This is a genomic window from Salinilacustrithrix flava, from assembly GCF_041228405.1.
GTDB lineage: Bacteria > Actinomycetota > Acidimicrobiia > Acidimicrobiales > Salinilacustritrichaceae > Salinilacustrithrix > Salinilacustrithrix flava.
In genome coordinates this window covers 677743-702669 of the sequence record NZ_CP133888.1, presented here as the reverse complement: position 1 = coordinate 702669, position 24927 = coordinate 677743, and the positions used below count along the sequence as shown (strand labels likewise).

The window sequence follows — 24927 nt, the reverse complement described above, 5'->3', positions numbered from 1 at the left end:
CGCATGCGGGGGAATCGGTAGGCAAGTTCGCTTTTTCAGGGGTCGTCGTCGGGGATCACCGGGTGCAGCCACCGGCCACCGGGGGGTTCGGTGGGCACCGGGTCGCCGCCGCCCCGGGCCGTCTCGGCGGGTGGGGGCGGATCGGGTCGCAGCTCGCGGTGGGGGAGGGTGACGGGCTCCACGGCCGGCCCGTCGAGGGCGTCGCAGAGCCCGACGAGCAGGCGCAGGGCCGCGTCGCGCGGCGTCTCCGAACCAACCGGCCGTGCCGGGGTGGGGAGCTCGACGAGCGCGGCGGACGCGGCCGGCAGGCGGTGGCGAAGCGCCTCGGCGACGGCCTCGACGTCCTCGCCGGTGGCCGTGGCGGCGTCGTCCACATCGGACTCGAACGTGGCGTTCGGCGCCGAGCGAAACCGGTCCCGAGCAGCCTCGTCGTCCGCCAGTCGGAGCACGAAGCGGAGCAGGTCGGCCACCGCCGGCACGGTACCGGCGCCTTGACACGCCGCGAGAGGTCGTTCATACCCTGCTGCCGTGTCCAAGCCGCTCGTCATCGTCGAGTCCCCCGCCAAGGCCAAGAAGATCAGCGAGTTCCTCGGCGGCGACTACGTCGTGGAGGCCTCGGTGGGCCACATCCGCGACCTGCCCTCCAAGGGGCTCAGCATCGACGTCGACTCGGACTTCAAGACCGAGTACGAGGTCAACCCGAACAAGAAGGACGTCATCAAGCGGCTGAAGGCGCTGCTGAAGGACGCCGACGAGCTCTACCTCGCGACGGATGAGGACCGCGAGGGCGAGGCCATCGCCTGGCACCTCCAGGAGGTGCTCAAGCCCAAGGTCCCCGTCCGGCGCATGGTGTTCCACGAGATCACCCGCGGTGCGATCGAGCACGCGGTCGAGAACGCACGCGACATCGACTACCACCGCGTCGACGCCCAGGAGACCCGCCGCATCGTCGACCGGCTCTACGGCTACCCGGTCAGCCAGATCATGTGGCGCAAGGTGAACCGCGGGCTGTCGGCCGGTCGCGTGCAGAGCCCGGCCGTCCGACTGGTCGTCGAGCGCGAGCGGGAGCGCATCGCCTTCGTCGCCGCCGACTACTGGGACCTCACCGCGGCCTTCCCCACCGACCCCGCCTTCACCGCCCGACTCGTGGCGCTCGACGGCAAGCGCGTCGCCACCGGGCGCGACTTCGGCCAGGACGGCCGGGTCACCCGCGACGACGTCGCCGTGGTCGACGAGCCCACGGCCACGAGCCTGCGCACCCGACTCGACGAGCAGCGGTACACGGTCCGCTCCATCGACGAGAAGCCGTGGCGGAGCCGGCCCAAGCCGCCGTTCATGACGTCCACCCTCCAGCAGGAGGGCGGTCGCAAGCTGCGCATGTCGGCCAACCAGGTGATGCGCATCGCCCAGGGCCTGTACGAGAAGGGCTACATCACCTACATGCGCACCGACAGCACCACGCTGTCGCAGACCGCGATCGATGCAGCCCGCAGCCAGGTGCGCGAGCTCTACGGCGCCGACTACGTCCCGGCCGAGCCCCGCCAGTACGCCGGCAAGTCCAAGAACGCCCAGGAGGCCCACGAGGCCATCCGCCCGGCCGGCGAGACCTTCCGCACGCCGGACCAGGTGAAGGGCGAGCTCCGCAAGGACGAGCTCGGCCTCTACGACCTCATCTGGAAGCGCACCGTCGCCTCCCAGATGGAGGACGCCGTCGGTCGCACCATCTCCATGCGCATCGTCGCCGAGGCCCGGGCCGACGACGGCCAGCCGGCCAACGAGTGCACGTTCGGTGCCTCCGGTCGCGTCATCACCTTCCCCGGCTACCTCAAGGCCTACGTCGAGGACAGCGACGACGACGACGCCGAGCGCGACGATGCCGAGTCGGTCCTGCCCGCCGTCACCGAGGGCGACGCCCTGCCCACGCCGGCGCTCACCGCCGACGGGCACACCACCAGCCCGCCGGCCCGCTTCACCGAGGCGTCGCTGGTGAAGCGCATGGAGGAGCTGGGCATCGGCCGCCCGTCCACCTACGCCTCGATCATGACCACCATCCAGGACCGCGGCTACGTGTTCAAGAAGGGCAACGCGCTGGTGCCGACGTGGACGGCCTTCGCCGTGGTCAACGTGCTGGAGCGCCAGTTCGGCGAGTACGTCGACTACGAGTTCACCGCCAAGATGGAGGACGACCTCGACCTCATCGCCGTCGGCCAGGAGGACCGCGTCCCGTACCTCAAGCGCTTCTGGTTCGGCGACGACGGTTCCAGCGGCGGCCCGGGTGCCCGCAAGGGCCTCTCCGTCGTGGTCGACGAGGCGCTGGAGAAGGTCGACGCCGCCGAGGTCAACACCTTCCCGCTCGGGATGGACGAGAACGGCGAGATGGTCGTGGCCAAGCCCGGCCGCTACGGCCCCTACGTCAAGCGCGGCGACGACGACACCGCGTCGATCCCGGAGGGCCTCCCGCCCGACGAGCTGACGTTGGACAAGGCGCTCGAGCTGCTGGCCGCGCCCAAGGGCGACGAGCCCATCGGCGAGCATCCCGAGTCCGGACTGCCCGTCTACGTCAAGACCGGCCGGTACGGGCCCTACGTGCAGCTCGGCGACCAGGACACCCTCCCGCCGGACGAGAAGCCGAAGATGGAGTCCCTCCTCAAGGACATGAAGCCCGAGGAGGTGACCCTCGACGACGCCCTGCGGCTGCTGTCGCTGCCGCGGGTGGTGGGCACCGACGAGGAGACCGGCCTGCCGGTGCTGGCCCGCAACGGGCGCTACGGCCCCTACATCTCCAAGGGCGACGAGAAGGGCGCCGACGCCCGCAGCCTCGAGTCCGAAGACGAGCTGTTCACCGTCGACATGGCCCGGGCCAAGGCCCTCTTCGCCGAACCGAAGCGCCGGCGCGGACAGGCGGCGCCGAAGCCGCCGCTGCGCGAGCTGGGTGACGACCCGGTGAGCGAGAAGCCCGTCGTCGTCAAGGACGGCCGCTTCGGTCCCTACGTCACCGACGGTGAGACCAACGCCAGCCTCCGCAAGGGCGACCTCGTCGAGGAGATCACCATCGAGCGCGCCGCGGAGCTCCTGCAGATCCGACGGGAGACCAACCCGCCGAAGAAGAAGGCCGGCGCCCGCAAGAAGGCGACGAAGAAGAAGGCGACGAAGAAGAAGACCGCGGCCAAGAAGTCGGTGGCCAAGAAGAAGGCCACCAAGAAGGCGTCCGAGTAGCGGAGCGAGCCGACATCGGCGGTTCTCGCTCCCCGGTTCTCTAACGTCTGCCCCGTGGCGGAGTCCCCCGATGCGCGACCGACGCCGCCGCGTCCCGGCGAGGGCCCGGTGGGCACGCCGGACTCCCAGGCCGAGCTGCCCACCATCGCCATGGATGCCCTCGGCGAGCGTGAGCCCCGCGGGCACGTCCGCCTGTTCGGGTCGACCGCCTTCTTCCGGCTCTGGCTGACCCAGGTCGTCTCGGCCACGGGCGACTGGCTGGGCTTCCTCGCCATCGCCGCGCTGGCGACCCGCATCAGCGATCGACCCGAGGCCGCCGTCGGTCTGGTGATGTCGGCGCGCATCGTGCCGGGCTTCTTCCTCGGCCCGGCGGCCGGCGTGTTCGCCGACCGCTTCGACCGCAAGCGGCTCATGGTGATGTGCGACGTCGGCCGCGCCCTGGTGCTGGCGTCGCTGCCGTTCGTCGACACCGTCCCGGGCCTCATCGTCGCCTCCCTCGTGATGGAGGTCTTCACGCTCCTGTGGGCGCCGGCCAAGGAGGCCTCCGTGCCCCACCTGGTGCCGTCGGACCACCTCACCACCGCCAACTCGCTCTCCCTCGCCGCCGCCTACGGCACGATCCCCATCGCCGCCGGGTTGTTCTCGCTGCTCGCCGAGCTGTCCGACACCATCGGCGACTTCGAGCTGCTCAGCGTCGTCCGGGGGACCCAGGAGGGCCTGGCCTTCTACTTCGACGCCGGGACGTTCCTGCTGTCCGCGCTCATGATCTGGTCGCTCCCGCTGCCCCGCCGGCGCAAGGCGGATCGGGGCCGAGGGGCCAAGCGCGTCGAGTTCGGCGCCGCCTGGCGCGAGCTGCGCGAGGGGTGGCAGTTCGTGTTCCTCAACCCCGTCGTGCGCGCCGTGAACCTCGGCCTGGCCACGGGCCTCATCGGCGGCGGCATGCTCGTGCCGCTCGGCCCCGTGTTCGCCGACCAGGTGCTCGGCGCGGGGCAGTCCGGCTTCGGCGTGCTCATCTTCGCCCTCGGCCTCGGCGTCGCCGGCGGGGTCATCACGATCTCGGTGTTCCAGCGGCGGGTGCCCAAGGAGTGGACCTTCGTCGTGGCCGTGTTCGTCGCCGGCTTCTCGCTCGGCACCGCCGCGTCGATGTCGGCGCTGGAGCTGGCGGCCGGGTTCGTCTTCGTGCTCGGCATCTGCGCCGGCTGCGTCTACGTCCTCGGGTTCACGATGCTGCACGAGCACGTGGAGGACGAGCTGCGGGGTCGCATCTTCTCGGCGCTGTACACGCTGGTGCGCCTCTGCGTGCTCATCGCCTTCGCGGTCGGGCCGTTCCTGTCCGAGCTGCTGGGCGAGCTCTCGGAGAACCTCTTCGACGACGGCCACGTCGGGCTGTTCGGCGTCTCCATCGCCGTGCCCGGCGTCCGGCTGACCCTGTGGACCGCAGCGGCGATCATCGTGGTGGCCGGCGTGATCGCCGCCCACTCCATGCTCGATGCAGCCCGCAAGGAGCTGGTCACCGGTCCCCCGACCGTCCACCGCGGCGGCGCACCGCCCGACGCGGCCGAGCGCGAGGGGATCGACGGATGACGGCGCGGTTCTTGGCCTTCGAGGGCGGCGAGGCCGCGGGCAAGTCGACCCAGACCGAGCGCATCGCTCGCCGGCTCGATGCCCTGCTCACCAGGGAACCGGGCGGCACGGCGGTCGGCGCCGCGATCCGGGGCATCTTCCTCGATCCCGCCACCGGTGAGCTCGACCCGCGCACCGAGGCGCTGCTCATGGCCGCCGACCGAGCCCAGCACGTCGCCACCGTCATCCGGCCCGCCCTCGCCGCCGGCCGCCACGTGGTGACCGACCGCTACCTGCACTCCTCGATCGCCTACCAGGGCCACGGGCGCGGCTTGGACCCCGCCGGGGTCGAGCGGCTCAACCGGTGGGCCACCGACGAGCTCCTGCCGGACGTCGTCGTCCTCCTCGACGTGCCCGTCGAGGTGGCCCGCCAGCGCATCGCCCACCAGGCACCGGACCGGCTCGAGTCCGAGGCCGACGGCTTCCACGAGCGCGTCCGGGACGGCTTCCTCGCCCAGGCCGCCTCCCACCCGGACCGCTGGGTGGTCATCGACGCGACCGGCGACCCGGACGACATCGCTGCGGCCGTCTGGGGCGCGGTCACCGCCCGCCTCCCCGACCTGGGCTGAGGGCACGGCGACCACCCGTTCGTTGGTCGCAGATCGACCAGATCCGGTCGATCTCGCACCACTGAACGGGCGCTCGGGGCGGTCGGGCAGGATGGGGGCGTGACCGACACCGCCGATCTCGGGGCCGCCCTCGCCCCGTCCGACGTCGAGGCCCTCGTCGAGCGGGCCGACATCTGGCACGACGTCGTGGGCCAGGGGCGGGCGGTCGCCGCGCTGCAGGCGGCGGCGACCCGTCCGGTGCACGCCTACCTGCTGGTCGGACCGGCGGGCAGCGGCAAGCGAGCCGCAGCGCGGGCCTTCGCCGCTGCGCTCCTCGCCATCGACGCCGCCGGCCGGGGGAGCGACGTGGAGCGGGCCATCGAGCTGTGCCTGGACGAGTCCCACCCCGACCTGCAGGTGTTCGAGCCCGAGGGGGCGGCGCTCACCATGGGCGACGCCGAGGACATCGTCACCGCGGCCAGCCGCAGCCCGGTCGAGGGCCGCCGCAAGGTGCTGGTGCTCGAGGAGTTCCACAAGGTGCAGCAGGCCGGCCCTGCGCTGCTCAAGACGATCGAGGAGCCCCCGGCCTCCACGGTGTTCGTGATCCTCGCCGAGGAGGTCCCCAACGAGCTGGTCGCCATCGCCAGCCGCTCGGTCCGCATCGACCTCGGGCCCGTCCCCCAGGACGCGGTCACCGACCGGCTGGTCGCCGAGGGGGTCGACCGTGAGGTCGCGGCCACCACCGCCGCAGCGGCCGGCGGCGACCTGCACCGGGCGCGGCTGCTGGCACGGGATCCGTCCCTGGTCGTGCGCCGCGACTCGTGGGCATCGATCCCCCACCGGGTCGACCGCACCGGCCACACCGCAGCGGCGCTGGTCGACGAGGTCGTCGCCCACATCGATGCGGCCCAGGGCGCGCTCGACGAGCGCCACGAGGCCGAGCGGCTCGCGCTGGAGGAGCAGATCGAGGCCTACGGCATGCGGACCACGCCGCTGAAGGACCTGGAGAAGAAGCACAAGCGGGAGGTGCGCCGCCACCGCAACGCCGAGATCCGCTTCGGGCTGGCCGTGCTGGCCGGCGAGTACCGCGACCGGCTGGCGACCGCCGGCGACCCGACCCCGCACCTCGCCGCCCTGCGAGCCGTCCAGGAGGCGGCCGAGGCGCTCGTGCGGAACCCGAACGAGACGCTGCTGCTGCAGGCACTCGTCGGCGGCCTCGATCCCCTCTGAACGATCTGGTGGCGCCGGCCCTCCGCGCTACCCTCTCCGGTCCCGCCCGAATAGCTCAGTCGGCAGAGCGACGCTCTCGTAAAGCGTAGGTCGTGGGTTCAATTCCCACTTCGGGCTCTCAGCACATGCAGAGCGACGACCCCCCTCCGCAACCGGTGTCGGTCCGGCCCTTCTCGCTCGTCCTCGCGGTGCTGGCGCTGCTCGGCGTGCTGCTCGCCGTGGCCGGCGCCGACACCACCGTCACCGATGCCACCGGCGCCGCGCCCATCGTCGACGACGCGGCCCGCCAGGATCCGGTCCAGGTCGAGCAGAGCGCGCACGAGGTCGCCGACTCCGGACCGGCGTCCAGCGTGGACGACCTGCCCGACGTGCGCCCGCACCGGTGTGCGGACATCGCAGAGGCCCCACGGGTCCACCGAGGCTGCAGCCCACCGACGCTGCGCGGACCGCCGGGCGCCTGAGCGCCCCAAGCCGTCGCTGGAGCCGCCCCGACTCCGGCCCCGCCCGTGCCGTCCGCCCCGCGTGGCGCCGACCCCTGAGAGCCTTCCCGTGCGTGATGTCCTGCCCGAGCTCGGACTCGTCGGAGTCCTCGTCCTCCTGAACGCCGCCTTCGCCGGCACCGAGCTGGCGCTGGTGTCGCTGCGCGAGGGCCAGCTGCAGCGCCTCGAGCGCCAGTCCAGCACCGGTGCGGTGCTCGCCGACCTGGCCCGCGACCCGAACCGCTTCCTCGCAACCATCCAGATCGGCATCACCCTCGCCGGGTTCCTGGCCTCGGCGGCGGCCGCCGTGTCGCTGGCCGAGCCGCTCGAGGAGCCGCTCGGCTTCCTCGGTGGCGCGGCGGAGCCCGTCGCCGTCGTGGTGGTCACCCTCGTGCTCGCCTACGTCACGCTGGTCTTCGGCGAGCTCGCCCCCAAGCGCGTCGCCATGCAGCGCGCCGAGCGGTGGGGGATGGTCACCGCCCGACCGCTCGCGTTCATCTCGGTCCTCACCCGGCCGATCGTGTGGCTCCTGTCCCACTCGACCGACGTCGCCGTGCGACTCATGGGCGGTGACCCGCACCAGGACCGCGAGGAGATCACCGAGGAGGAGCTGCGTGACATGGTCGCCGTCCAGACCAGCTTCACCCCGAAGCAGCGGCTCATCATCGACGGTGCGTTCGAGATCGCCGAGCGGACCCTCGAAGAGGTGCTCCGGCCCCGCGGCGAGGTCTTCGTGCTCGATGCCGAGCAACCCGGAGCCGAGGCCCTCGAAGCGCTGGCGGCGAGCGGTCACTCCCGGGCGCCGGTGGGGGCGAACGGCAACCTCGACGAGGTGATCGGGGTGGTGCACCTCCGAGACCTGCTCGGGCTCGGCAACCGGCCGGTCGCCGACGCCGCATCGGAGATCCGTGCGTTCCCCGAGACCGCCGGCGTGCTGGATGCCCTCCACCAGATGCAGCAGTCCCACGCCCAGCTGGCCGTCGTGGTCGACGAGCACGGCTCGGGCGCCGGGATCGTGACCGTGGAGGACCTCGTGGAGGAGCTGGTGGGCGAGATCTACGACGAGACGGACCGCGACGTCCTGTCGGTGCAGCGCCACGACGACGGGTCCCTGGTCCTGCCCGGTCAGTTCCCCGTGCACGACCTGACCGACATCGGCATCGACGGCGTGGAGGACGGTCCGTACACCACCGTCGCCGGCCTCATCCTGGATCGCCTCGGCCGTGTGCCCGAGGAGCCCGGCGACCGCGTCCTCCTGGATGGCTGGGAGCTGGTGGTCGATACGGTGCACCGCCACGCCATCACCCAGGTGCGAGCCATCCCGCGAGGATCCGACGACGTGACCGCCGACCCATCCGAGGAGCGCCGTTGAGCGTCGCGATCCCCCTGCTGATCATCGCCGTGATGGTCTCGTTCAACGCGCTCTACGTCGCCGCCGAGTTCGCCACAGTGGGGTCTCGGCGATCGCGCGTCCAGGAGGACGCAGCGGGCGGGAGCGCCGCCGCCGGCCGGCTGCTCGAGATCCTCAACGACCCGAAGCGCCTGGACAGCTACGTGGCGGCGTGCCAGATCGGCATCACCCTGTCGAGCCTGGTGGCCGGCGCCTACGGCCAGGCTGCGCTCACGCCCCTGCTCGAGCCCGCCCTCGGCTCCGTCGGTGGCCGGGCGGTGGCGGTGCTGATCGTGCTGGTCGGCGTGACCTCGGTGCAGGTGGTCCTCGGCGAGCTGCTGCCCAAGACGGCGGCGCTGCGCTACCCGGAGAAGCTGGCCATGCTCACACTGCCCCCGATGACCATCAGCCAGTGGCTGTTCCGGCCGCTGGTGGCGATCTTCAACGGGTCGGCCTTCCGGCTCATGAAGCTCTGGGGCCTCGCCGTGGACCACTCCCACGCCCACGTGCACTCGCCCGAGGAGCTGGCGGGGCTCTACCGGGCCAGCGCCGCCGGCGGGCTCATCGACGCCTCGGAGCGGGACATGCTCGCCGGCGTCCTGAACGTCGAGGACCGCCTCGTGCGGGAGATCATGACGCCGCGGCGTCGCCTCACAACGGTCCCGGCGACCTTGCGCGCCAGCGATGCCCTCGGACGGCTGGCCGACAGCGCCCACACCCGGTTCCCGGTCACCGGTGCCGCCGACGACGTCATCGGCCTGGTGCACCTGCGCGACCTGTGGGTCGCGGCCCGTGACGACGGCGACCGCACCGTGGGTGAGCTGGCCCGCTCCGTGCCGGCCGTCGCCGAGGTCCTCACCGTGCCCGGCCTGTGGGAGGAGCTGCGGAACGAGGAGCAGCACTGCGCCCTCGTGGTGAACGAGTTTGGCTCCGTGGCCGGGCTCGTCACGATGGAGGACGCGATCGAGGAGATCTTCGGCGAGGTGCTCGACGAGTTCGACGTCGAGGAGGACCCGATCACCGTGGACCAGCGACGGGTGTCGGTCCGCGGCGACGTCCTGGTCGAGGTGCTCGAGGACCGGTTCGGCACGATCCTGACCGAGGACGACGTGGACACCATCGGCGGGCTCGTGTGGCACGAGCTCGGCCGCCGTCCCCGGGAGGGTGACGAGGTGCCCGTCGGGCCCGGAGGCGTCGTCCTCCGGGTCGACCGGGTCGACGGCACGGCGGTCGCGCGAGCCAGCTTCGACCTCCCGGACGGTGGCGCATGATCACGACCGTCGTGCTCCCCATCGTCGCCGTGCTCGTGCTGGTGCTGGTCAACGGCTTGTTCGTCGCCGCCGAGTTCGCGCTGGTCGGCGCACGACGCAGCCGCGTCCAGGCCATGGCCGACTCGGGCAGCACCGCGGCCCGCTGGCTGCTCGGCGTGTTCGACCGCCCCACCGGCAAGGACGGCTACATCGCCATCGCCCAGCTGGGCATCACGCTCGCCAGCATCGGCCTCGGCATGTACGGCGAGCCGGCCGTGGCCGGGTGGCTCTACGGACCGCTGGAGGACCGATTGGGCCTGTCGTACGGGGCGTCGCACGTCGTCGGCTTCGCCATCGCCCTCAGCGCCATCACGTTCCTGCACGTCGTGTTGGGCGAGATGATCCCCAAGGCCTTGGCCCTGCAGTCCCCGGAGTCGGTGGTGCTGCGGGTCAACCCCGCCATGCGGGCCTTCGGGCTGGTGTTCCGCCCGATGGTGGTCGTGCTGAACGCGACGGCGCTCGGCCTCATGCGCCTGCTCCGCATCCCGGAGCCGGACAAGAGCACCGCGCTCTACACCAGCGCCGAGCTGGAGATCGTCACCGACGAGGCCGCCGACAGCGGCCAGCTGGGTGCGCTGCAGCGGGACCTGATCCGCAACATCTTCGACCTCGACGAGCGGCGGGCCGAGGAGCTCATGACCTCGCGCGGCCGGCTCGAGGTGCTCGACTTGGGAGCGACCGCCGAGGAGGTCGCGGCGCAGGTCGCGTCGTCCCCACGCAGCCGCTACCCCGTCATCGACGGCGACCTCGACCACGTGGTCGGCGTGCTCCACATCAAGGACTTCATCCGGGCCTCGCGGCGATCCGCCGTCGTCGTCGAGGAGCTGATCCGGCCGCTCCCCACGGTGGCGGCGACGGCAAGCGCCGAGCAGCTGCTCGAGCGCTTCAAGCGCACCCGCACCCACGCCTGCCTCGTCGTCGACGAGTTCGGCGGCACGCTCGGGGTCGTCACGCTCGACGACGTGATCGCCGAGGTCATGGAGGAAGGCGACGAGTCGGGATCGTCCGCTGCCGTCCACCACGACGACGGCTCCGTGAGCCTCGACGGCGAGGTCACCCTCGCCGAGCTGCGCGACGACCACGGCCTCACCTTCACCCACGACGAGGTCGCCACCGTCGCCGGTCTGGTCCTCGCCGCGCACGGCACCGTGCCGCGGCCCGGCACGGCGGTCGAGGTGCAGGGGCACGAGCTGGTCGTCGAGGACGTGGAGGGCCACAAGATCACCACGGTCCGGGTCCGCCGACTGGAGACCTGACCGGACCCGGGAACCAGGCGCCGGGCTCCGACGTCGGATGGCCATGCGCACTCGACACGTCCGCCGGGGGATCCGGACCTTCGCTCTGCTGGCCGCCGCTGCGGTCGCCGCCACCGCCTGCGGCAGCGAGGGAGGCTCGCCGCCGACGAGCGGCGGGCAGGCCTTCCAGGGCCTCCGCGGTGCGGCGCCGGTCGTGCTGCAGAGCGACCGGAGCTGCGATGCGGTGCTCGAGGACTTCCAGTCGTTCGCGCCGGCGGTGCTGTCGGACCAGATGTTCGGCGTCGCCGATGACGGCGCAGCGACGACCGGCGGGGACCTCGACGAGGTCGCTGCGGACCTGACCGCCGGGCCCAGCGCCGAGCGGGCCGCGGCGCCAGACGAGGCCGGCGCGCAGCTCGAGGCCGCCGAGGGGTCGTCGTCGGACACCAACACCCAGGAGGCCGGCATCGACGAGCCGGACGTGGTCGAGAACGACGGCGAGTTCGTCTACGTCGTGGACCACGGGCCGGACCAGGCGCACCTGGTGATCCTCGAAGGGTCGACCGCCGAGGTGCTCAGCCGCACGCCGCTCGCGTCCTACGGCGCGCAGCTGCTCCTGCAGGGCGACCGGATGCTGGTCGTGACCAGCGGCGGCTACGGGTACCCGATGCCCATGCCCATGCCGATGCCGATGCCGATCGAGGACGGTGCGGCCGTGTCCGGTCCGGTGCCCGACGAGGAGCCGATCCCGGTGGACCCGTTCCCCATGCCGACCGAGCCGCCGGCCTTCGCGGCCGGCACGGTCCTGCAGCTGCTCGACGTCAGCGACCGCCGGGCCCCCCAGGTGGTGCAGACCACCGAGATCGAGGGCCAGCACGTGTCGACCCGGGTGGTCGACGGGGTCGCCCGCGTGGTGGTCAGCAGCTACCCCGACGCTCAGCCGCTGTTCGACGACGTCGCCGTGCGCATGGGAGGCGGCGGGGACGTCGACGCGGGCCTGGCGGCGATGGAGGCCGGCGTCGGCGACACGACCATCGACGACTGGCTGCCCGCGTTCCGCACCACGGTGGCCGACGACGGTGAGGTGGCCTCGCGCACGTCGACCGAGGGCAGCCTGGTCGCCTGCGAGGACGTCTTCGTCCCCGAGGTGAACGCGGGCATCGCGCAGACCTCGGTCCTCCGGGTCGACTTCGCCGACGGCTTCGACCCGGCCGACACGACCACGGTCGTCGCCGAGGCCGGGACGGTCTACGCCTCGACCAGCACCCTCTACGTGGCGGCGAACACCTACGTCCCCCTCCAGGAGCAGGGCCGGATCGTGGGTGAGGACTTCACCACCGCCCTCCACGCCTTCGACCTGCGCGGCGACGGCCCGGCCGCCCACCTCGGCGCCGGCGAGATCCCCGGGCACCTCCTCAACCAGTACTCGCTGTCCGAGCACGACGGGTACCTGCGGGCGGCCACGACCGAGGGCGCGCCGTGGGGCGGTGGCCAGGACAGCCAGTCCGGTGTCCGCGTGCTGCAGCTCGACGGCGGTGCGCTGGTCGAGGTCGGCGCCGTCACCGGTCTCGGGGTGACCGAGACGATCCAGTCGGTCCGCTTCATGGGACCGGTCGGGTACGTCGTGACGTTCCGCCAGACCGACCCGCTCTACGTGATCGACCTCAGTGACCCGAGGGCGCCCCGCGCCGTCGGTGAGCTGAAGATCCCCGGGTTCTCGTCCTACCTGCACCCGGTCGGCGAGGGCCGGCTGGTCGGCATCGGCCGAGACGCCGACCTCGAGGGTCGTGACCAGGGCCTGCTCGTGTCGCTCTTCGACGTCGCCGACCCGACGGCGCCGGCGCAGCTGCAGACGTGGACCCAACGGGACGCCTGGTCCGTCGCGGGCGACGACCCGAAGGCGTTCCTGCACTGGGCGCCGGAGTCGGCCGTGGTCGTGCCGCTCGAGCGCTTCGGGGGCGGGAGCCCCGAGAGCGGCATCGTCGTCCTCGACGTGGCCGACACCGGCATCACCGAGCGGGCGCTGGTGACGGCCGAGGGCCGCTACCCCTCGCGGGCGCTGGTCGTGCAGGGGCGGCTCTGGTCGCTGTTCGACGGCGGCGTGGTCGTGTCGGACTTCGCGAACCCGACAGATGGGGTATTCACCGGATTCCGCTAGCCGGTCATCCGCCGCATCCAGCCGTTCCGAAGCAGGGATGAAGTCCACTTAAACCCTGCTTCCCAGGAGGAACCCCTGATGCGAACGTTCATCACCCGGATCGCGGTGCTCGCTGCTGCTGCGCTGGTCGTGCTCGCCACGCCCAGCGCCGCGCAGGAGAGCGCGCGGATCCACCTGATCCACGGAATCCCCGACACGCCGGTCGACGTCGTCGCCGGCGGTGAGGTCGTGTTCGCCGATTTCCAGTTCGGCGACACCCAGGACCTGTCCGGCCTCGCCGGCCAGACCCTCGCCGGCCTCACGGTGAACGCCGCCGGCACCGACACGGTCGCCATCGACGCTGGTGACACGGCGCTGCCCGCGAGCGGCAACTACACGATCATCGCCCACCTCGACGCCGAGGGCACGCCGACGCTGGCCGTCTTCGAGAACGACACCAGCGCCATCGCCGCCGGCGAGGGTCGTCTGACCGTCCGTCACACGGCTGCCGCGCCCGCGGTCGACGTGCTGGCGAACGGCGAGGCCGCCTTCACGAGCCTGTCCAACCCCAACGAGGCCTCCGCCGACCTCCCCGTCGGCACCATCAGCGCCTCGGTCGTGCCGGCCGGTGCCGCCGACCCCGTCGTGATCGGCCCCGCCGACCTCGGCATCACCGATGGCACCAGCCTCATCGTCTACGCCGTCGGCTCGCTCGACGCGGGCAGCCTGACCGTGCTGACCGAGACCATCGACGGCCTCGGCACCGCTCCGACGGCCGTGAACACCGGCAACAGCCCGGTGACCGACGATGCCGGCCTGCCGGTCGGTCTGCTGGCGCTCGCCGGCATCGCCCTGCTGGCCGCTGCAGTGCCCGCCCGCCGGCTCGTCGCCGCCCGGGTCCGCTGACGTGGAGCGCCGCCGCAGCGTGACGGCGGCGGCGGCGCTGCTGCTGTTGCTGGTCGGGGTCGCCTGCGGCGCCCCGGCCGGCGACGGCGCGTCGGACGGCGCGACGGTCGAACCGACGGCGGCGCCGACGACCGCACCCGTCACGACCGCTCCCGAGCCCCGGCCCACCTCGGACCTGGCTGCCCGGGTCCAGCCGCTCGGCTCGGCCCGCTACGACCCGGCCGAGCACCAGACGGCGACTCGCACGGTGATCGGCCTGTCCCTCCCGGTCATCGGCGTCGACGGGGCACCGGTCGAACCGGTCGGCGTGGAGCCGAACGGGGAGATGGAGATCCCGCCGGCCGACGAGGTCGGCTGGTACCGCTTCGGGGCCGCGCCGGGGGAGCCCGGCTCGGCGGTGCTCGCCGCCCACATCGCCTACGACGGTGTCGACGGCGTGTTCCGGTACCTGGATCGCCTCGGCGCCGGCGACGAGGTCGCCGTGTCCTTCGACGACGGGTCCAGCGAGCGGTATCGGGTGACCGAGGTCGTGACCTTCGACAAGGAGGCGCTGCCCGATGACCTGTTCGCCCGGGACGTGCCGGAGCGACTGGTCCTGATCACCTGCGGCGGTGAGTTCAACCCGGCGCTGCGCAGCTACGAGAGCAACGTGGTCGCCTACGCCGTGCCGGCGTGATCGCCGCCGCGGGTCTCGTCGGGGCGGCCGGATAGGGTCGGCTCCGATGGCCGACCAGGCGACGTTCGCAGCGCAGGCGATGCCCTTCATGGACTCGCTCTACGGCGCGGCCCTGCGCATGACGCGCAACCAGAGCGATGCCGAGGACCTGGTCCAGGAGACCTTCCTCAAGGCCTACCGCGGCTTCGGGGGCTTCCAGGAGGGCACGAACCTCAAGGCCTGGCTCTACCGGATCCTCACCAACACCTACATCAACATCTACCGGTCGAAGAAGCGCCGCCCGGACGAGACCGACCTGGCCGAGGTCGAGGACCTCTACCTGTACCGGCGCCTCGGGGGCCTCGAGGGCGCCACGGCGGGCCGATCGGCCGAGGACGAGCTGCTGGAGCTGTTCAGCGAGGCCGAGGTCAAGGACGCGCTCGAGTCCCTGCCGGAGACCTTCCGCATGGCGGTCCTCCTCGCCGACGTCGAGGGCTTCGCCTACAAGGAGATCGCCGAGATCCTCGACATCCCGATCGGCACTGTGATGTCGCGCCTGCACCGGGGAAGAAAAGCCCTCCAGAAGTCGTTGTACGAGTTCGCCGTCGCTCGGGGCCTCACCGAGCGCACGGACGACGCACCCGACGAGAGCGAACCGGCCAACGCCGGCTGACCGACCTTGCGAGATCCCATGGACCACGGCGACTGCAGCGAGACGCTCCACGAGCTCTACCACTTCCTCGACGGTGAGCTCACCGACGAGAAGCGGGTCGCGATCCAGGAGCACCTCGAGGCCTGCCCGCCCTGCTTCGAGGCGTTCGACTTCGAGGCCGAGATCAAGCAGTACATCGCCCAGAAGTGCCGGGACCGGGTGCCCGAGTCCCTCCGGTCCCGCATCGCCGACGCCATCGACCACGTCGACCCCGGTGGCTGAGCGATCCCGGTCGGGCGATGTCGGCCCGACCCCCGCCTCGGCGTAGAGTCGGACCATGCTCGCCATCATCTGGCACTGGTGGATCGCCGTCATCCTCATGATCACGCTGGTCGTGCCCGCTGTCGTCATGACGGTTGCGCTCTACCTGCGCAAGGTCGTCAAGCCGCAGTACCCGGGGGTCGACCAGCCGCGTGGCTGAGCTGGTCGACTGGGACCTCGCCGAACGCATCGCCGTCCGGGCCGCAGGGCGCGAGCCGCTCGCTGACTCGTACCACTGGGAGTCCCTGGAACCCGACTTCGCGGAGCTGACCGCCCTCGCCGAGGAGCTGGTCGCCGCCGAGACGGGCCTGCACTCCCTCGCCGGCCCGGCCCGCGGCAAGGTCACCGACCGCGCCGGTTGGGTCCGGGCCAACATCTCCTCCTTCCAGCGCCTCCTCGGCCCCCTCACCGAGAAGATGGCCCCTCGCGTGTCGGGCCCCACCGTGCCGATCATGCGGGCGGCCGCTGCGGCCGAGGTCGGCCTCCTCCTCGGCTGGATGTCGGGGCGGGTGCTCGGCCAGTACGACCTGCTCGTCGCCGGCGGCTCCGACGACGACCCCGACGGCCAGCCCACCGATCAGGACCTCGTGTACTACGTGGGCCCGAACGTGCTGGCGCTCGAGAAGAAGTTCGGCTTCCCGCCCCGCGAGTTCCGCCTCTGGCTGGCCCTGCACGAGGTCACCCACCGGGCCCAGTTCACCGGCGTGCCGTGGATGCGCGAGCACTACCTGGGGCTGCTCGATCGCACCCTCTCCTCGGCCGGCCTCGACCCGATGGTCCTGGTGCGGGCGCTCAAGCGCACCGCGGACGAGCTCCGGGCCGGGCGCAGCCCGCTGTCCGAGGGTGGCATCACCCACCTGCTGGCCGGGCCCGAGCAGCGCGCCGCCCTCGACGAGATCGGCGGGCTGATGAGCCTGCTCGAGGGTCACGGCGACGTCACCATGGACCGTGCCGGTGCAGGCCACGTCCCGTCCGCCGAGCGGTTCGGGCGGGTGCTGCGCAACCGGCGGGCGTCGGCCACCGGGCTCACCAAGCTCGTCCAGCGGCTCATCGGGCTGGAGGCCAAGCTCAACCAGTACCAGCAGGGCGAGGACTTCATCGCCGAGGTCGAGCGCCTGGGCGGCGGCAAGGCCGCCCTGGAACCCGTCTGGCGCGGCCCGTCCTGGCTGCCGACGCTGTCGGAGATCCGCGAACCCCACGAGTGGGTGTCGCGCGTGCAGCTCTCCGACGAGCTCGTCACCTGAGCGCCCCGGCCCCTCCGCCACCAGCGACGCCCGGTCGCTTGGCATGATGAGCCTCCCATCCCGTGGGGAGGAGGCAGCTGTGGCGTCCGTGCTGGTCGTCGACGACGAACCCGACATCCGCTACCTGACCCAGCTCCAGCTCGAGCTCGACGGCCACCGCGTGATGACCGCCGCCGACGGTGCCGAGGCCCTGGCTGCGGTGCAGGTCGAGGTGCCCGATGTCGTGCTGCTCGACGTGATGATGCCCGAGGTCGACGGCTGGAGCGTGCTCGAGCAGCTGAAGGCGCACCTCGACGAGCAGATCTCCTCGGTGAAGGTGCTGATGATGACGGCGCTCGCCGCCGACGACGACCGGCTCCGGGGCGGCATCGAGGGCGCGGTGCGCTACCTGGTCAAGCCGGTGTCGTCCGACCAGCTCCGGGCGGCCATCGCCGACGTCGTGGCCGGCGGCCCCGAGCGGGACCAGCGGCGCAAGGCCCAGACCGGTGCGCTGTCGGAGCTGGCCCGCATCCAGCGGGGCGGCGACGCCGGCGCGCCCCGGGACGAGCGCGCCGGTCCGCGCCTGTCCCGGCTCGAGCACGCCCGACCGCGCGACGACCACCCGAGCCCCGACGGTGCCGTCCACATCGGCGGCGACCTCACCGACAAGCAGTGCAGCCTCCTGCGCACCCTCGCCGCCGCGCCGTCCGTGAGCGCAGCGGCCGGCGACCTCGGGGTCAGCCGGTCCAACGTGTACGCCAGCCTCCGCCGGATCATCCGCAAGACGGGCCACGAGTCGGTGCCCGAGCTGCTCCGACGCCTGCGCGCCGGACAGGTCATCGTCGACGGCTGAGCTCCGGTGTCGGCCACGCTCCAGGCAGTCCGGGACCGCTGCCGGTTCCCGCGCGCGGGGCCTGTCACCTGCGCGGTCTCCGGCGGCGCGGACTCCCTCGCCCTGCTGATCCTGGCCTGCGACGCCGGCCTCGGCGTCACCGCGGTGCACGTCGACCACGGCCTCCGGCCCGGCAGCGCAGCGGAAGCCGACGTGGTGGCCGACGCGGCCCGTCGCTTCGGCGCGGCCTTCCGCGCCGAGCGGACCCAGGTCCCCGCTGGTGGCGACCTGGAGGCCCGGGCGCGCTCGGCGCGCCGGGACCTGCTCGGGCCCGATGCGCTCTACGGCCACACCGCGGACGACCAGGCCGAGACCGTCCTGCTGGCGCTGCTCCGCGGATCGGGGCTCGACGGCGTCGCCGCGATGCGTCCCGAGCACCACCCGCTGCTCGGGCTGCGGCGGGCCGAGACCCGCGCCCTCTGCGCCGAGCTCGGCCTCGACGCGGTGCATGACCCGTCGAACCACGATCCGCGCTTCCGCCGCAACCGCGTGCGGGCCGAGGTGCTGCCGCTGCTCGACGACGTCGCCGAGCGGGACGTCGTGCCCCTGCTGTGTCGGTTCGCGGCGTTGGCTCGAACCGACGTGGAGCTCCTCGACGACCTGGCATCCGGCTTGGACGCCACCGACGCGCGTGCCCTCACCGCCGCGCCGGGACCACTGGCGGGACGCGCCGTCCGGCGGTGGCTCCGCACCTGGTTGCCCGGCGGGCACCCACCGGACGCGGCCGCGGTCCAGCGCGTGCTCGCGGTCGCCCGGGGCGAGGGCGTCGGCACGGAGGTGGCGGGCGGCGTCCGCGTCCGGCGCCGGGGGCAACGGCTGACCGCGGATGGGCCCGCCGGCGGAGGCGACCGCTAGGTTCCGCCCGCATGGCTGCCCAGGGTGACGACCTCATCGGCGACGTGCTCCTGTCGGAAGCGCAGATCCAGGAGCGGATCACCGAGCTCGGCGCCGAGATCGCCCGGGACTACGCCGGGAAGGCGCCCATCCTCGTGGCGGTCCTCAAGGGGGCCTTCATCTTCATGGCCGACCTGGCCCGTGCGGTGGACATCCCCCTCGAGGTCGACTTCATGGCGGTCTCGTCCTACGGGGCCAGCACCCGCTCCTCCGGTGTCGTGCGCATCGTGAAGGACCTCGACATCGACCTCCACGACCGGCACGTGATCATCGTGGAGGACATCGTGGACTCCGGCCTCACGCTGCGCTACCTGCGCAAGACGTTCGAGTCCCGTGGCACCGCCTCGCTCGAGGTCTGCGCCCTGCTCGTGCGCGAGGGCAACCAGCAGGCCGAGCTCGACCTGCGCTACATCGGCTTCCGCATCCCGCCCGCCTTCGTCATCGGCTACGGCCTCGACGTCGCCGAGCGCTACCGCAACCTGCCCCACATCGCCGACTACAAGGGCGCCGAGTAGCCCGTCCGATGTCGACAACCCGGGGTGGGTCGGTAGCGTGGTCCGGACTGTGAAGAAGAAGCTGCGCCGCCCAACGCTCATCTACGTCGCACTCGCCCTGGTGGCGGCCCTCGTGGCGTCCTCGTTCCTGCGCTCCGGGTCCGATCCCGAGGAGCTCACGCTCAACGAGTTCCGGGGCTTCGTCGCTGACGGCGACGTCGAGACCGCCACCATCAAGGACCGCAGCCACGCCGTCGAGGGCGAGCTGCGCGACGGCACCGAGTACAAGGTGTCCTACCCGGCCGAGTTCGTCGACGAGCTCACCGCGGAGATGTCGGAGGCCTCGCCCGCCATCGAGATCGAGGTCGACCAGCAGCAGGAGTCCATCTGGGTCTCGCTGCTGTTCAGCATCCTGCCCCTGCTCCTGCTCTTCGGCCTGTTCCTGTTCTTCCTCAACGCCATGCAGGGCGGCGGCAGCCGGGTCATGCAGTTCGGCAAGGCCAAGGCCAAGCAGTGGAACAAGGACCAGCCCAAGGTCACCTTCGACGACGTGGCCGGGTGCGACGAGGCCGTCGAGGAGCTCCACGAGATCAAGGAGTTCCTCCAGAGCCCGGCCAAGTTCCAGTCCATCGGCGCCAAGATCCCCAAGGGCGTGCTGCTGGTCGGCCCGCCCGGCACCGGCAAGACGCTGCTCGCCCGGGCCGTGGCCGGCGAGGCCGGCGCCCCGTTCTTCTCCATCTCGGGCTCCGACTTCGTCGAGATGTTCGTCGGCGTCGGTGCATCCCGGGTGCGCGACCTGTTCGAGCAGGCCAAGGCCCAGGCGCCCGCCATCGTGTTCGTCGACGAGATCGACGCCGTCGGCCGCCACCGCGGCGCCGGCATGGGCGGCGGCCACGACGAGCGGGAGCAGACGCTCAACCAGCTCCTCGTCGAGATGGACGGCTTCGACGCCAACACCGGCGTCATCCTCATCGCCGCCACCAACCGCCCCGACATCCTCGACCCGGCCCTGCTCCGCCCGGGCCGCTTCGACCGCCAGATCGTGGTCGACCGCCCCGACCTCGAGGGCCGCAAGGCCATCCTCGACGTGCACGCCAAGGGCAAGCCCCTCGCCGACGACGTCGACGCCGCGGTCATCGCCCGCCGCACGCCCGGCTTCACCGGCGCCGACCTGGCCAACCTCATGAACGAGGCCGCCCTCATGGCCGCCCGCCGATCCGCGGACACCATCGACATGCACACCGTCGAGTCCGCCATCGACCGCGTGCTCGCCGGCCCCGAGCGCAAGACCCGCGTCATGTCCGACAAGGAGCGCCGGGTCACCGCCTACCACGAGGGCGGCCACGCCCTGGTCGGCCACCTGCTCGAGCACTGCGACCCGATCCACAAGGTCTCCATCGTCGCCCGCGGCCGGGCCCTGGGCTGGACCCTCGCCCTGCCCACCGAGGACCGCTACACCCACACCAAGGCCGAGCTCATCGACCGCCTCGCCATGCTCCTCGGCGGCCGCACCGCGGAGGAGGTCGTGTTCGGCGACATCACCACCGGCGCCGCCGACGACATCGACAAGGCCACCGACATCGCCCGGGCCATGGTCACCACCTACGGCATGAGCGACGCCGTCGGCCCCATCGCCCTCGGCGCCAAGCAGGGCGAGGTGTTCCTCGGCAAGGACTACGGCCACGAGGCCAACTACTCCGACTCGGTGGCGGCCACGATCGACACCGAGGTGCGCCTGCTGGTGAACGACGCCCACGCCAGGGCCCGCGCCATCCTCACCACCTACCGCGCCACCCTCGACAAGCTCGCCGAGGAGATGCTCGAGCACGAGACGCTGGGGGACAAGGAGCTGCAGGAGATCTTCGGCGACCTCGAGACCTGGGTCGACGCCGACGCGTCCGGCCTGGCCGACGCCCCACCGCCGCCCCCCGAGCCGGAGCCCGCCTCCGAGCCCGAGCGTGCCCCCGTCACGGCCAGCGAGGCCGCGCCGGCCGGGGACGCCGGCGCGGTGCCGGCTCGTCCGGCCCCGCCCCGACCCCGGTGGCGCCCGCGCTGGCGGGTCCGACCCGGCGCATCCGGCACGTGAGCGTCATCCCGGCCGACGCCGACGACGAGCGTCCGAACCTCGCGCCCGAGGTCGACCAGCCCCGCATCGCCGCGGCCGTCCGAGAGATCCTGGAGGCCATCGGCGAGGACCCCGACCGCGATGGTCTCCTCGACACGCCGGCCCGCGTCGCGCGCATGTACGCCGAGATCTTCGCCGGGCTGCACGACACGCCGGAGAAGCACCTCAAGACCACCTTCGAGGCCGACCACGACGAGATGGTCATGGTGCGCGACATCCCGATCTACTCGGCGTGCGAGCACCACCTGATCCCCTTCATCGGAAAGGCCCACATCGCCTACATCCCGGGCGAGGACGGTCGCATCACCGGGCTCTCCAAGCTCGCTCGCCTGGCCGACGTCTACGCCCGCCGGCCCCAGGTCCAGGAGCGCCTCACGGTGCAGATCGCCGATGCGCTCGAGCGCGTGCTCAACCCCCGGGGCGTGCTCGTCGTCGTGCAGGCCGAGCACCTCTGCATGTCGATGCGCGGCGTGCGCAAGGCCGGCACCACCACGGTGACCTCCGCGGTCCGCGGCCTGTTCCGCTCCAACACCGCCACCCGCTACGAAGCGATGCGCCTCATCGACATGTAGGGCTTCTGTCGTCATCGCGTCACACCAGGTGCGACGCCGGGACGAGATCTCCTCAGGCGGTGGCGGGGAAGAGCAGGTCGAGGTAGCGCTGCGCCGTGGGCTGGGGCTCGTGGTTGGCCAGGCCGGGCTGCTCGTTCACCTCGATGAACACGTGCTCGGGTCCCTCGGGGCTGGGCACCATCAGGTCGATGCCGGCCACGGGGATGTCGAGCGCGGCGGCGGCGCGGACCGCGGCGTCGGCCAGAGTCGGGTGCAGGCACGGCGTCATGTCGTGGATGGTGCCGCCGGTGTGGAGGTTGGCGGTGCGGCGCACCTCCAGCGCGACGCCCTCGTCGAGCACGTCGTCCAGGGTGTGGCCGGCGGCGCGCACGGACGACGCCGTGATCTCGTCGAGGGGCGTGACCATGTTGCGCCCGAGCTCGGCGGCGCGCTGGTCGTTGCGGGCCTCCACGAGCTGGCGCACGGTGCTGCTCCCGTCGCCGACGACCGTCGGGGGCCGCCGCACCGATGCGGCCACCACCTCGCCGTCGATGACCAGCACCCGCAGGTCCTCGCCGGGCGCCATCGCCTCGAGCAGCACCCGATCGCAGGTGGCGCGGGCGCTGGTGATGGCCGAGCGGAGCTCGTCGACATCCCGGACGCCGACGGAGATCCCGGCCCCGCCCTCGCCTCGGCACGGCTTCACGACGATGGAGCCGTGCTCGGCGAGGAAGGCCTCGTCCGCGTCGTCGTCGGTGGCGATCCGCCCGGGCGGCACGGGCAGGTCGGCTGCCGTGAGGACCCGTCGCGTCATGGCCTTGTCGTCGCAGCGCCGGAACGCGATGGCGGAGGTCAGCTCGCTGAGCGACTGGATGACGGTGCGGGTGCGGCCGTCGTGGGTCAGCGCCAGCTCGCCGATGTCGGGGTCGAGGACGACGACCCGGATCCGGCGGGCGAGGGCCTCGTCGATGATGATCCGGGTGTACTCGTTGCAGTCGTCGTAGCCCTCGGGGGGCGGGAGCGCGCTCACCGGGCCGAGCGGTGGTCGTCGCCTCCGGCCTGCTGGACGAGCCAGGAGAAGAGGCGGTGGTGCGGGTCCACGTGGGTGATCAGCTCCGGGTGCCACTGGACGCCCAGGATCGGCTGCTCCGGGTGCTCGACGGCCTCGATGATGCCGTGCTCGTCGCAACCCACGACGGCGAGGTCGTCGGCGCAGCGGTCGATGGCCTGGTGGTGGAGGGTGTTCACGTCGATGGCCTCGGTGTCGAGGACCTCGGCCATCGTGGAGCCGGGCGTGATCCGGACGTGGTGGCTCGGCCCGTCGAACGCGCCGGGCACGAGGTGGGGGTTGCCGTCGTCGTGCTCGGGCAGGTGCTGGATGAGCGTGCCGCCGAGGGCGACGTTGAGGATCTGCACGCCGCGGCAGATGGCCAGGATCGGGATGCCCCGCCGTCGGGCCTGGGCGATGAGGGCCACCTCCCAGGCATCCCGCGCCTCGTCGACGCCGCCCACGGCTGCGTGGCGGGTGGCGCCGTAGCGCTCCGGTGCCACGTCGCCGCCGCCGGACAGGACGAGGGCGTCGAGGTGCTCGACCGAGACCGCCGCGTTGCCGGGCGACTGCACCGGCAGGATGATCGCCGCGCCCTCGGCATCGGTGACGGCGTCGACGTAGGCGCGGTCCAGGGTGGTGAGGGAACGGTCGACCTCGAGGACGGGGGACCGCCGGAGCGCGGGGGAGCTGGTGATGCCGACGAGCGGGGGCACGGGCCGACCGTATCCGGATGGGCCGCCGGCCAGACGCCGGTCCGGACGAGTCCTACGCCGCCGACCCACCGGGAAGGAATCCCCGATGCTCACGTCCTCCCCGCAGCCCGCCAACGGCCGCGCGTCGCAGCTCACCGACCGTTCGACGCCGCCCGTTCGCCCGGCGACCCGCACCACCACAGGCGGCCTGGAGGTCACCGAGACGCTCGGGGTGGAGGAGGAGTTCCTCGTCGTCGACCGCGAGACGCGCGAGCTCGTCCCCCGCGGCCATGAGCTCATCGCCGAGGTCGGCGATCTCGGCGAGCACGTCAGCGCCGAGCTGAACCGCTGCCAGGTCGAGGTCGACACCCCCGTGTGCACCGACCTGGCGTCGCTGCGCGACGAGGTCGTCGCCAAGCGCGATCGCCTCCGCACCGCGGGTGACGAGCTGGGCCTGGCCGCTGCCGCGGTGGCCACCCACCCGTTCTCGAGCTGGCGCCACCAGGCCGTCGACACCGATGAGGAGCGCTACGAGGTCATGGAGGACCGCTTCCGGCTCCTCGCCCGCGAGCACGTCATCTGCGGGTGCCACGTCCACGTCGGCATCTCCGACCCCGACGATCGCGTCGCGGTCCTGGCCGCGGCGGGTGCTTGGCTGCCGACCCTGCTCGCCATGTCCACGAACTCGCCGTACTGGCAGGCGGAGGACACCGGCTACGCCAGCTACCGCACGGTGATCTGGTCGCGCTGGCCGACGTCGGGCATGCCGCCGTCCATCTCGTCACCGGAGGAGCTGCAGGGGATCATCGACGACCTGATCACGGTCGGCGCCATCGAGGACGAGACCCACCTCTACTGGTGGGTGCGCCCGTCCCTGCGCCACCCGACCGTCGAGTTCCGGGTGTGCGACACGTTCCTCTACGTCGACGACGTCGTCGCCGTGACCGGGCTCATCCGGGCCCTGTGCTGGACCGCGCTGAACGCGCCGGAGACCCTCCCGCCCGTCCCGAGCCGCCACGTCCAGCGCGCCGCGGTGTGGCACGCCGCCCGCTACGGCATGCGCCGCGACCTGGTGGACCTGGCGGCCATGGCCCAGCGGCCGGCCGAGGACGTGGTCCGCTCCCTCCTCGACATGGCCCGCCCGGGCCTCGAGCACTACCGGGACGACGAGGTCGTGACCGAGCTGGTGCAGCAGCTCATCTCCCGGGGCACGGGCGCCAGCGCCCAGCGCCTGACCCGAGCCGAGGAGACCTCGGGCGGCCCGGTCATCGACATGGTCCTCGACCGGATGCGCTGACCCGGC

The 24927-nt window shown here is 72.4% G+C and carries 24 protein-coding genes and 1 tRNA gene; 22 read left to right on the top strand and 3 right to left on the bottom strand.

Annotated features, from left to right (window positions below; translation table 11 throughout):
- Positions 1-35: 35 nt before the first annotated feature.
- On the bottom strand, positions 36-470 hold the full coding sequence (locus RGQ06_RS03400; protein ID WP_432429292.1) for a hypothetical protein: 435 nt from the start codon (positions 468-470) through the stop codon (positions 36-38).
- A 58-nt stretch (positions 471-528) separates the two neighbouring features.
- Here RGQ06_RS03400 and topA point away from each other — a divergent pair, with 58 nt between their 5' ends.
- The 21 genes from topA to folE all read left to right on the top strand — a co-directional run bounded on the left by topA (position 529) and on the right by folE (position 21902).
- Positions 529-3216 (top strand): type I DNA topoisomerase, encoded by a 2688-nt coding sequence (gene topA / locus RGQ06_RS03395; protein ID WP_432429293.1) that lies wholly within the window; start codon positions 529-531, stop codon positions 3214-3216.
- 54 nt (positions 3217-3270) lie between these two features.
- Positions 3271-4800, top strand: coding sequence for an MFS transporter (locus RGQ06_RS03390; protein ID WP_432429294.1), 1530 nt, complete (start codon positions 3271-3273; stop codon positions 4798-4800).
- Positions 4797-5408, top strand: coding sequence for a dTMP kinase (gene tmk, locus RGQ06_RS03385; RefSeq protein ID WP_432429295.1), 612 nt, complete (start codon positions 4797-4799; stop codon positions 5406-5408). The genes RGQ06_RS03390 and tmk overlap by 4 nt, the downstream gene beginning before the upstream one ends.
- Positions 5409-5507: 99 nt before the next feature.
- Entirely contained in the window at positions 5508-6617 is a 1110-nt protein-coding gene (locus RGQ06_RS03380) for an ATP-binding protein (protein ID WP_432429296.1), read from the top strand.
- Positions 6618-6661: 44 nt separating this feature from the next.
- Positions 6662-6734 (top strand) — tRNA-Thr (locus RGQ06_RS03375).
- Positions 6735-6742: 8 nt separating this feature from the next.
- Complete coding sequence (locus RGQ06_RS03370; RefSeq protein ID WP_432429297.1) at positions 6743-7078, top strand: hypothetical protein; 336 nt, start codon at positions 6743-6745, stop codon at positions 7076-7078.
- 88 nt (positions 7079-7166) lie between these two features.
- The gene (locus tag RGQ06_RS03365) at positions 7167-8468 is read left to right on the top strand and encodes a hemolysin family protein (protein ID WP_432429298.1); all 1302 of its coding nucleotides are present in this window, start codon (positions 7167-7169) and stop codon (positions 8466-8468) included.
- Positions 8465-9757 (top strand): hemolysin family protein, encoded by a 1293-nt coding sequence (locus RGQ06_RS03360; RefSeq protein ID WP_432429299.1) that lies wholly within the window; start codon positions 8465-8467, stop codon positions 9755-9757. The genes RGQ06_RS03365 and RGQ06_RS03360 overlap by 4 nt, the downstream gene beginning before the upstream one ends.
- Positions 9754-11052, top strand: coding sequence for a hemolysin family protein (locus tag RGQ06_RS03355; protein WP_432429300.1), 1299 nt, complete (start codon positions 9754-9756; stop codon positions 11050-11052). Before RGQ06_RS03360 ends, RGQ06_RS03355 begins: the two co-directional genes overlap by 4 nt.
- A 43-nt stretch (positions 11053-11095) precedes the next feature.
- Entirely contained in the window at positions 11096-13189 is a 2094-nt protein-coding gene (locus tag RGQ06_RS03350; protein WP_432429301.1) for a beta-propeller domain-containing protein, read from the top strand.
- 78 nt (positions 13190-13267) lie between these two features.
- The gene (locus RGQ06_RS03345) at positions 13268-14074 is read left to right on the top strand and encodes a DUF4397 domain-containing protein (RefSeq protein WP_432429302.1); all 807 of its coding nucleotides are present in this window, start codon (positions 13268-13270) and stop codon (positions 14072-14074) included.
- Position 14075: 1 nt separating this feature from the next.
- Positions 14076-14750: a class F sortase gene (locus RGQ06_RS03340; RefSeq protein ID WP_432429303.1), complete on the top strand. Its 675-nt coding sequence runs from the start codon at positions 14076-14078 to the stop codon at positions 14748-14750.
- A gap of 46 nt (positions 14751-14796) precedes the next feature.
- A complete protein-coding gene (locus RGQ06_RS03335; RefSeq protein ID WP_432429304.1) occupies positions 14797-15402 on the top strand; it encodes a sigma-70 family RNA polymerase sigma factor in 606 nt (201 codons plus the stop codon).
- Between the two features lie 18 nt (positions 15403-15420).
- Positions 15421-15663, top strand: a complete 243-nt coding sequence (gene rsrA, locus RGQ06_RS03330) for a mycothiol system anti-sigma-R factor (RefSeq protein WP_432429305.1) — start codon at positions 15421-15423, stop codon at positions 15661-15663.
- Positions 15664-15718: 55 nt separating this feature from the next.
- Positions 15719-15862 (top strand): hypothetical protein, encoded by a 144-nt coding sequence (locus tag RGQ06_RS03325; RefSeq protein ID WP_432429306.1) that lies wholly within the window; start codon positions 15719-15721, stop codon positions 15860-15862.
- The gene (locus RGQ06_RS03320) at positions 15855-16946 is read left to right on the top strand and encodes a zinc-dependent metalloprotease (protein WP_432429307.1); all 1092 of its coding nucleotides are present in this window, start codon (positions 15855-15857) and stop codon (positions 16944-16946) included. Before RGQ06_RS03325 ends, RGQ06_RS03320 begins: the two co-directional genes overlap by 8 nt.
- Before the next feature lie 79 nt (positions 16947-17025).
- Complete coding sequence (locus RGQ06_RS03315; protein WP_432429308.1) at positions 17026-17778, top strand: response regulator transcription factor; 753 nt, start codon at positions 17026-17028, stop codon at positions 17776-17778.
- 6 nt (positions 17779-17784) lie between these two features.
- Positions 17785-18672: a tRNA lysidine(34) synthetase TilS gene (gene tilS / locus RGQ06_RS03310; RefSeq protein ID WP_432429309.1), complete on the top strand. Its 888-nt coding sequence runs from the start codon at positions 17785-17787 to the stop codon at positions 18670-18672.
- A gap of 11 nt (positions 18673-18683) precedes the next feature.
- Positions 18684-19226, top strand: coding sequence for a hypoxanthine phosphoribosyltransferase (hpt, locus tag RGQ06_RS03305; RefSeq protein ID WP_432429310.1), 543 nt, complete (start codon positions 18684-18686; stop codon positions 19224-19226).
- Between the two features lie 49 nt (positions 19227-19275).
- Entirely contained in the window at positions 19276-21291 is a 2016-nt protein-coding gene (gene ftsH, locus RGQ06_RS03300; RefSeq protein WP_432429311.1) for an ATP-dependent zinc metalloprotease FtsH, read from the top strand.
- On the top strand, positions 21288-21902 hold the full coding sequence (gene folE / locus RGQ06_RS03295; protein WP_432429312.1) for a GTP cyclohydrolase I FolE: 615 nt from the start codon (positions 21288-21290) through the stop codon (positions 21900-21902). Before ftsH ends, folE begins: the two co-directional genes overlap by 4 nt.
- Before the next feature lie 52 nt (positions 21903-21954).
- On the opposite strand, the gene RGQ06_RS03290 is transcribed toward folE, so the two are convergent.
- Together RGQ06_RS03290 and RGQ06_RS03285 are read right to left on the bottom strand one after the other, a co-directional pair.
- On the bottom strand, positions 21955-22911 hold the full coding sequence (locus tag RGQ06_RS03290) for a hypothetical protein (RefSeq protein WP_432429313.1): 957 nt from the start codon (positions 22909-22911) through the stop codon (positions 21955-21957).
- Entirely contained in the window at positions 22908-23645 is a 738-nt protein-coding gene (locus RGQ06_RS03285; RefSeq protein WP_432429314.1) for a gamma-glutamyl-gamma-aminobutyrate hydrolase family protein, read from the bottom strand. Before RGQ06_RS03285 ends, RGQ06_RS03290 begins: the two co-directional genes overlap by 4 nt.
- 85 nt (positions 23646-23730) lie before the next feature.
- Here RGQ06_RS03285 and RGQ06_RS03280 point away from each other — a divergent pair, with 85 nt between their 5' ends.
- The gene (locus RGQ06_RS03280) at positions 23731-24921 is read left to right on the top strand and encodes a carboxylate-amine ligase (protein ID WP_432429315.1); all 1191 of its coding nucleotides are present in this window, start codon (positions 23731-23733) and stop codon (positions 24919-24921) included.
- Positions 24922-24927: the final 6 nt, after the last annotated feature.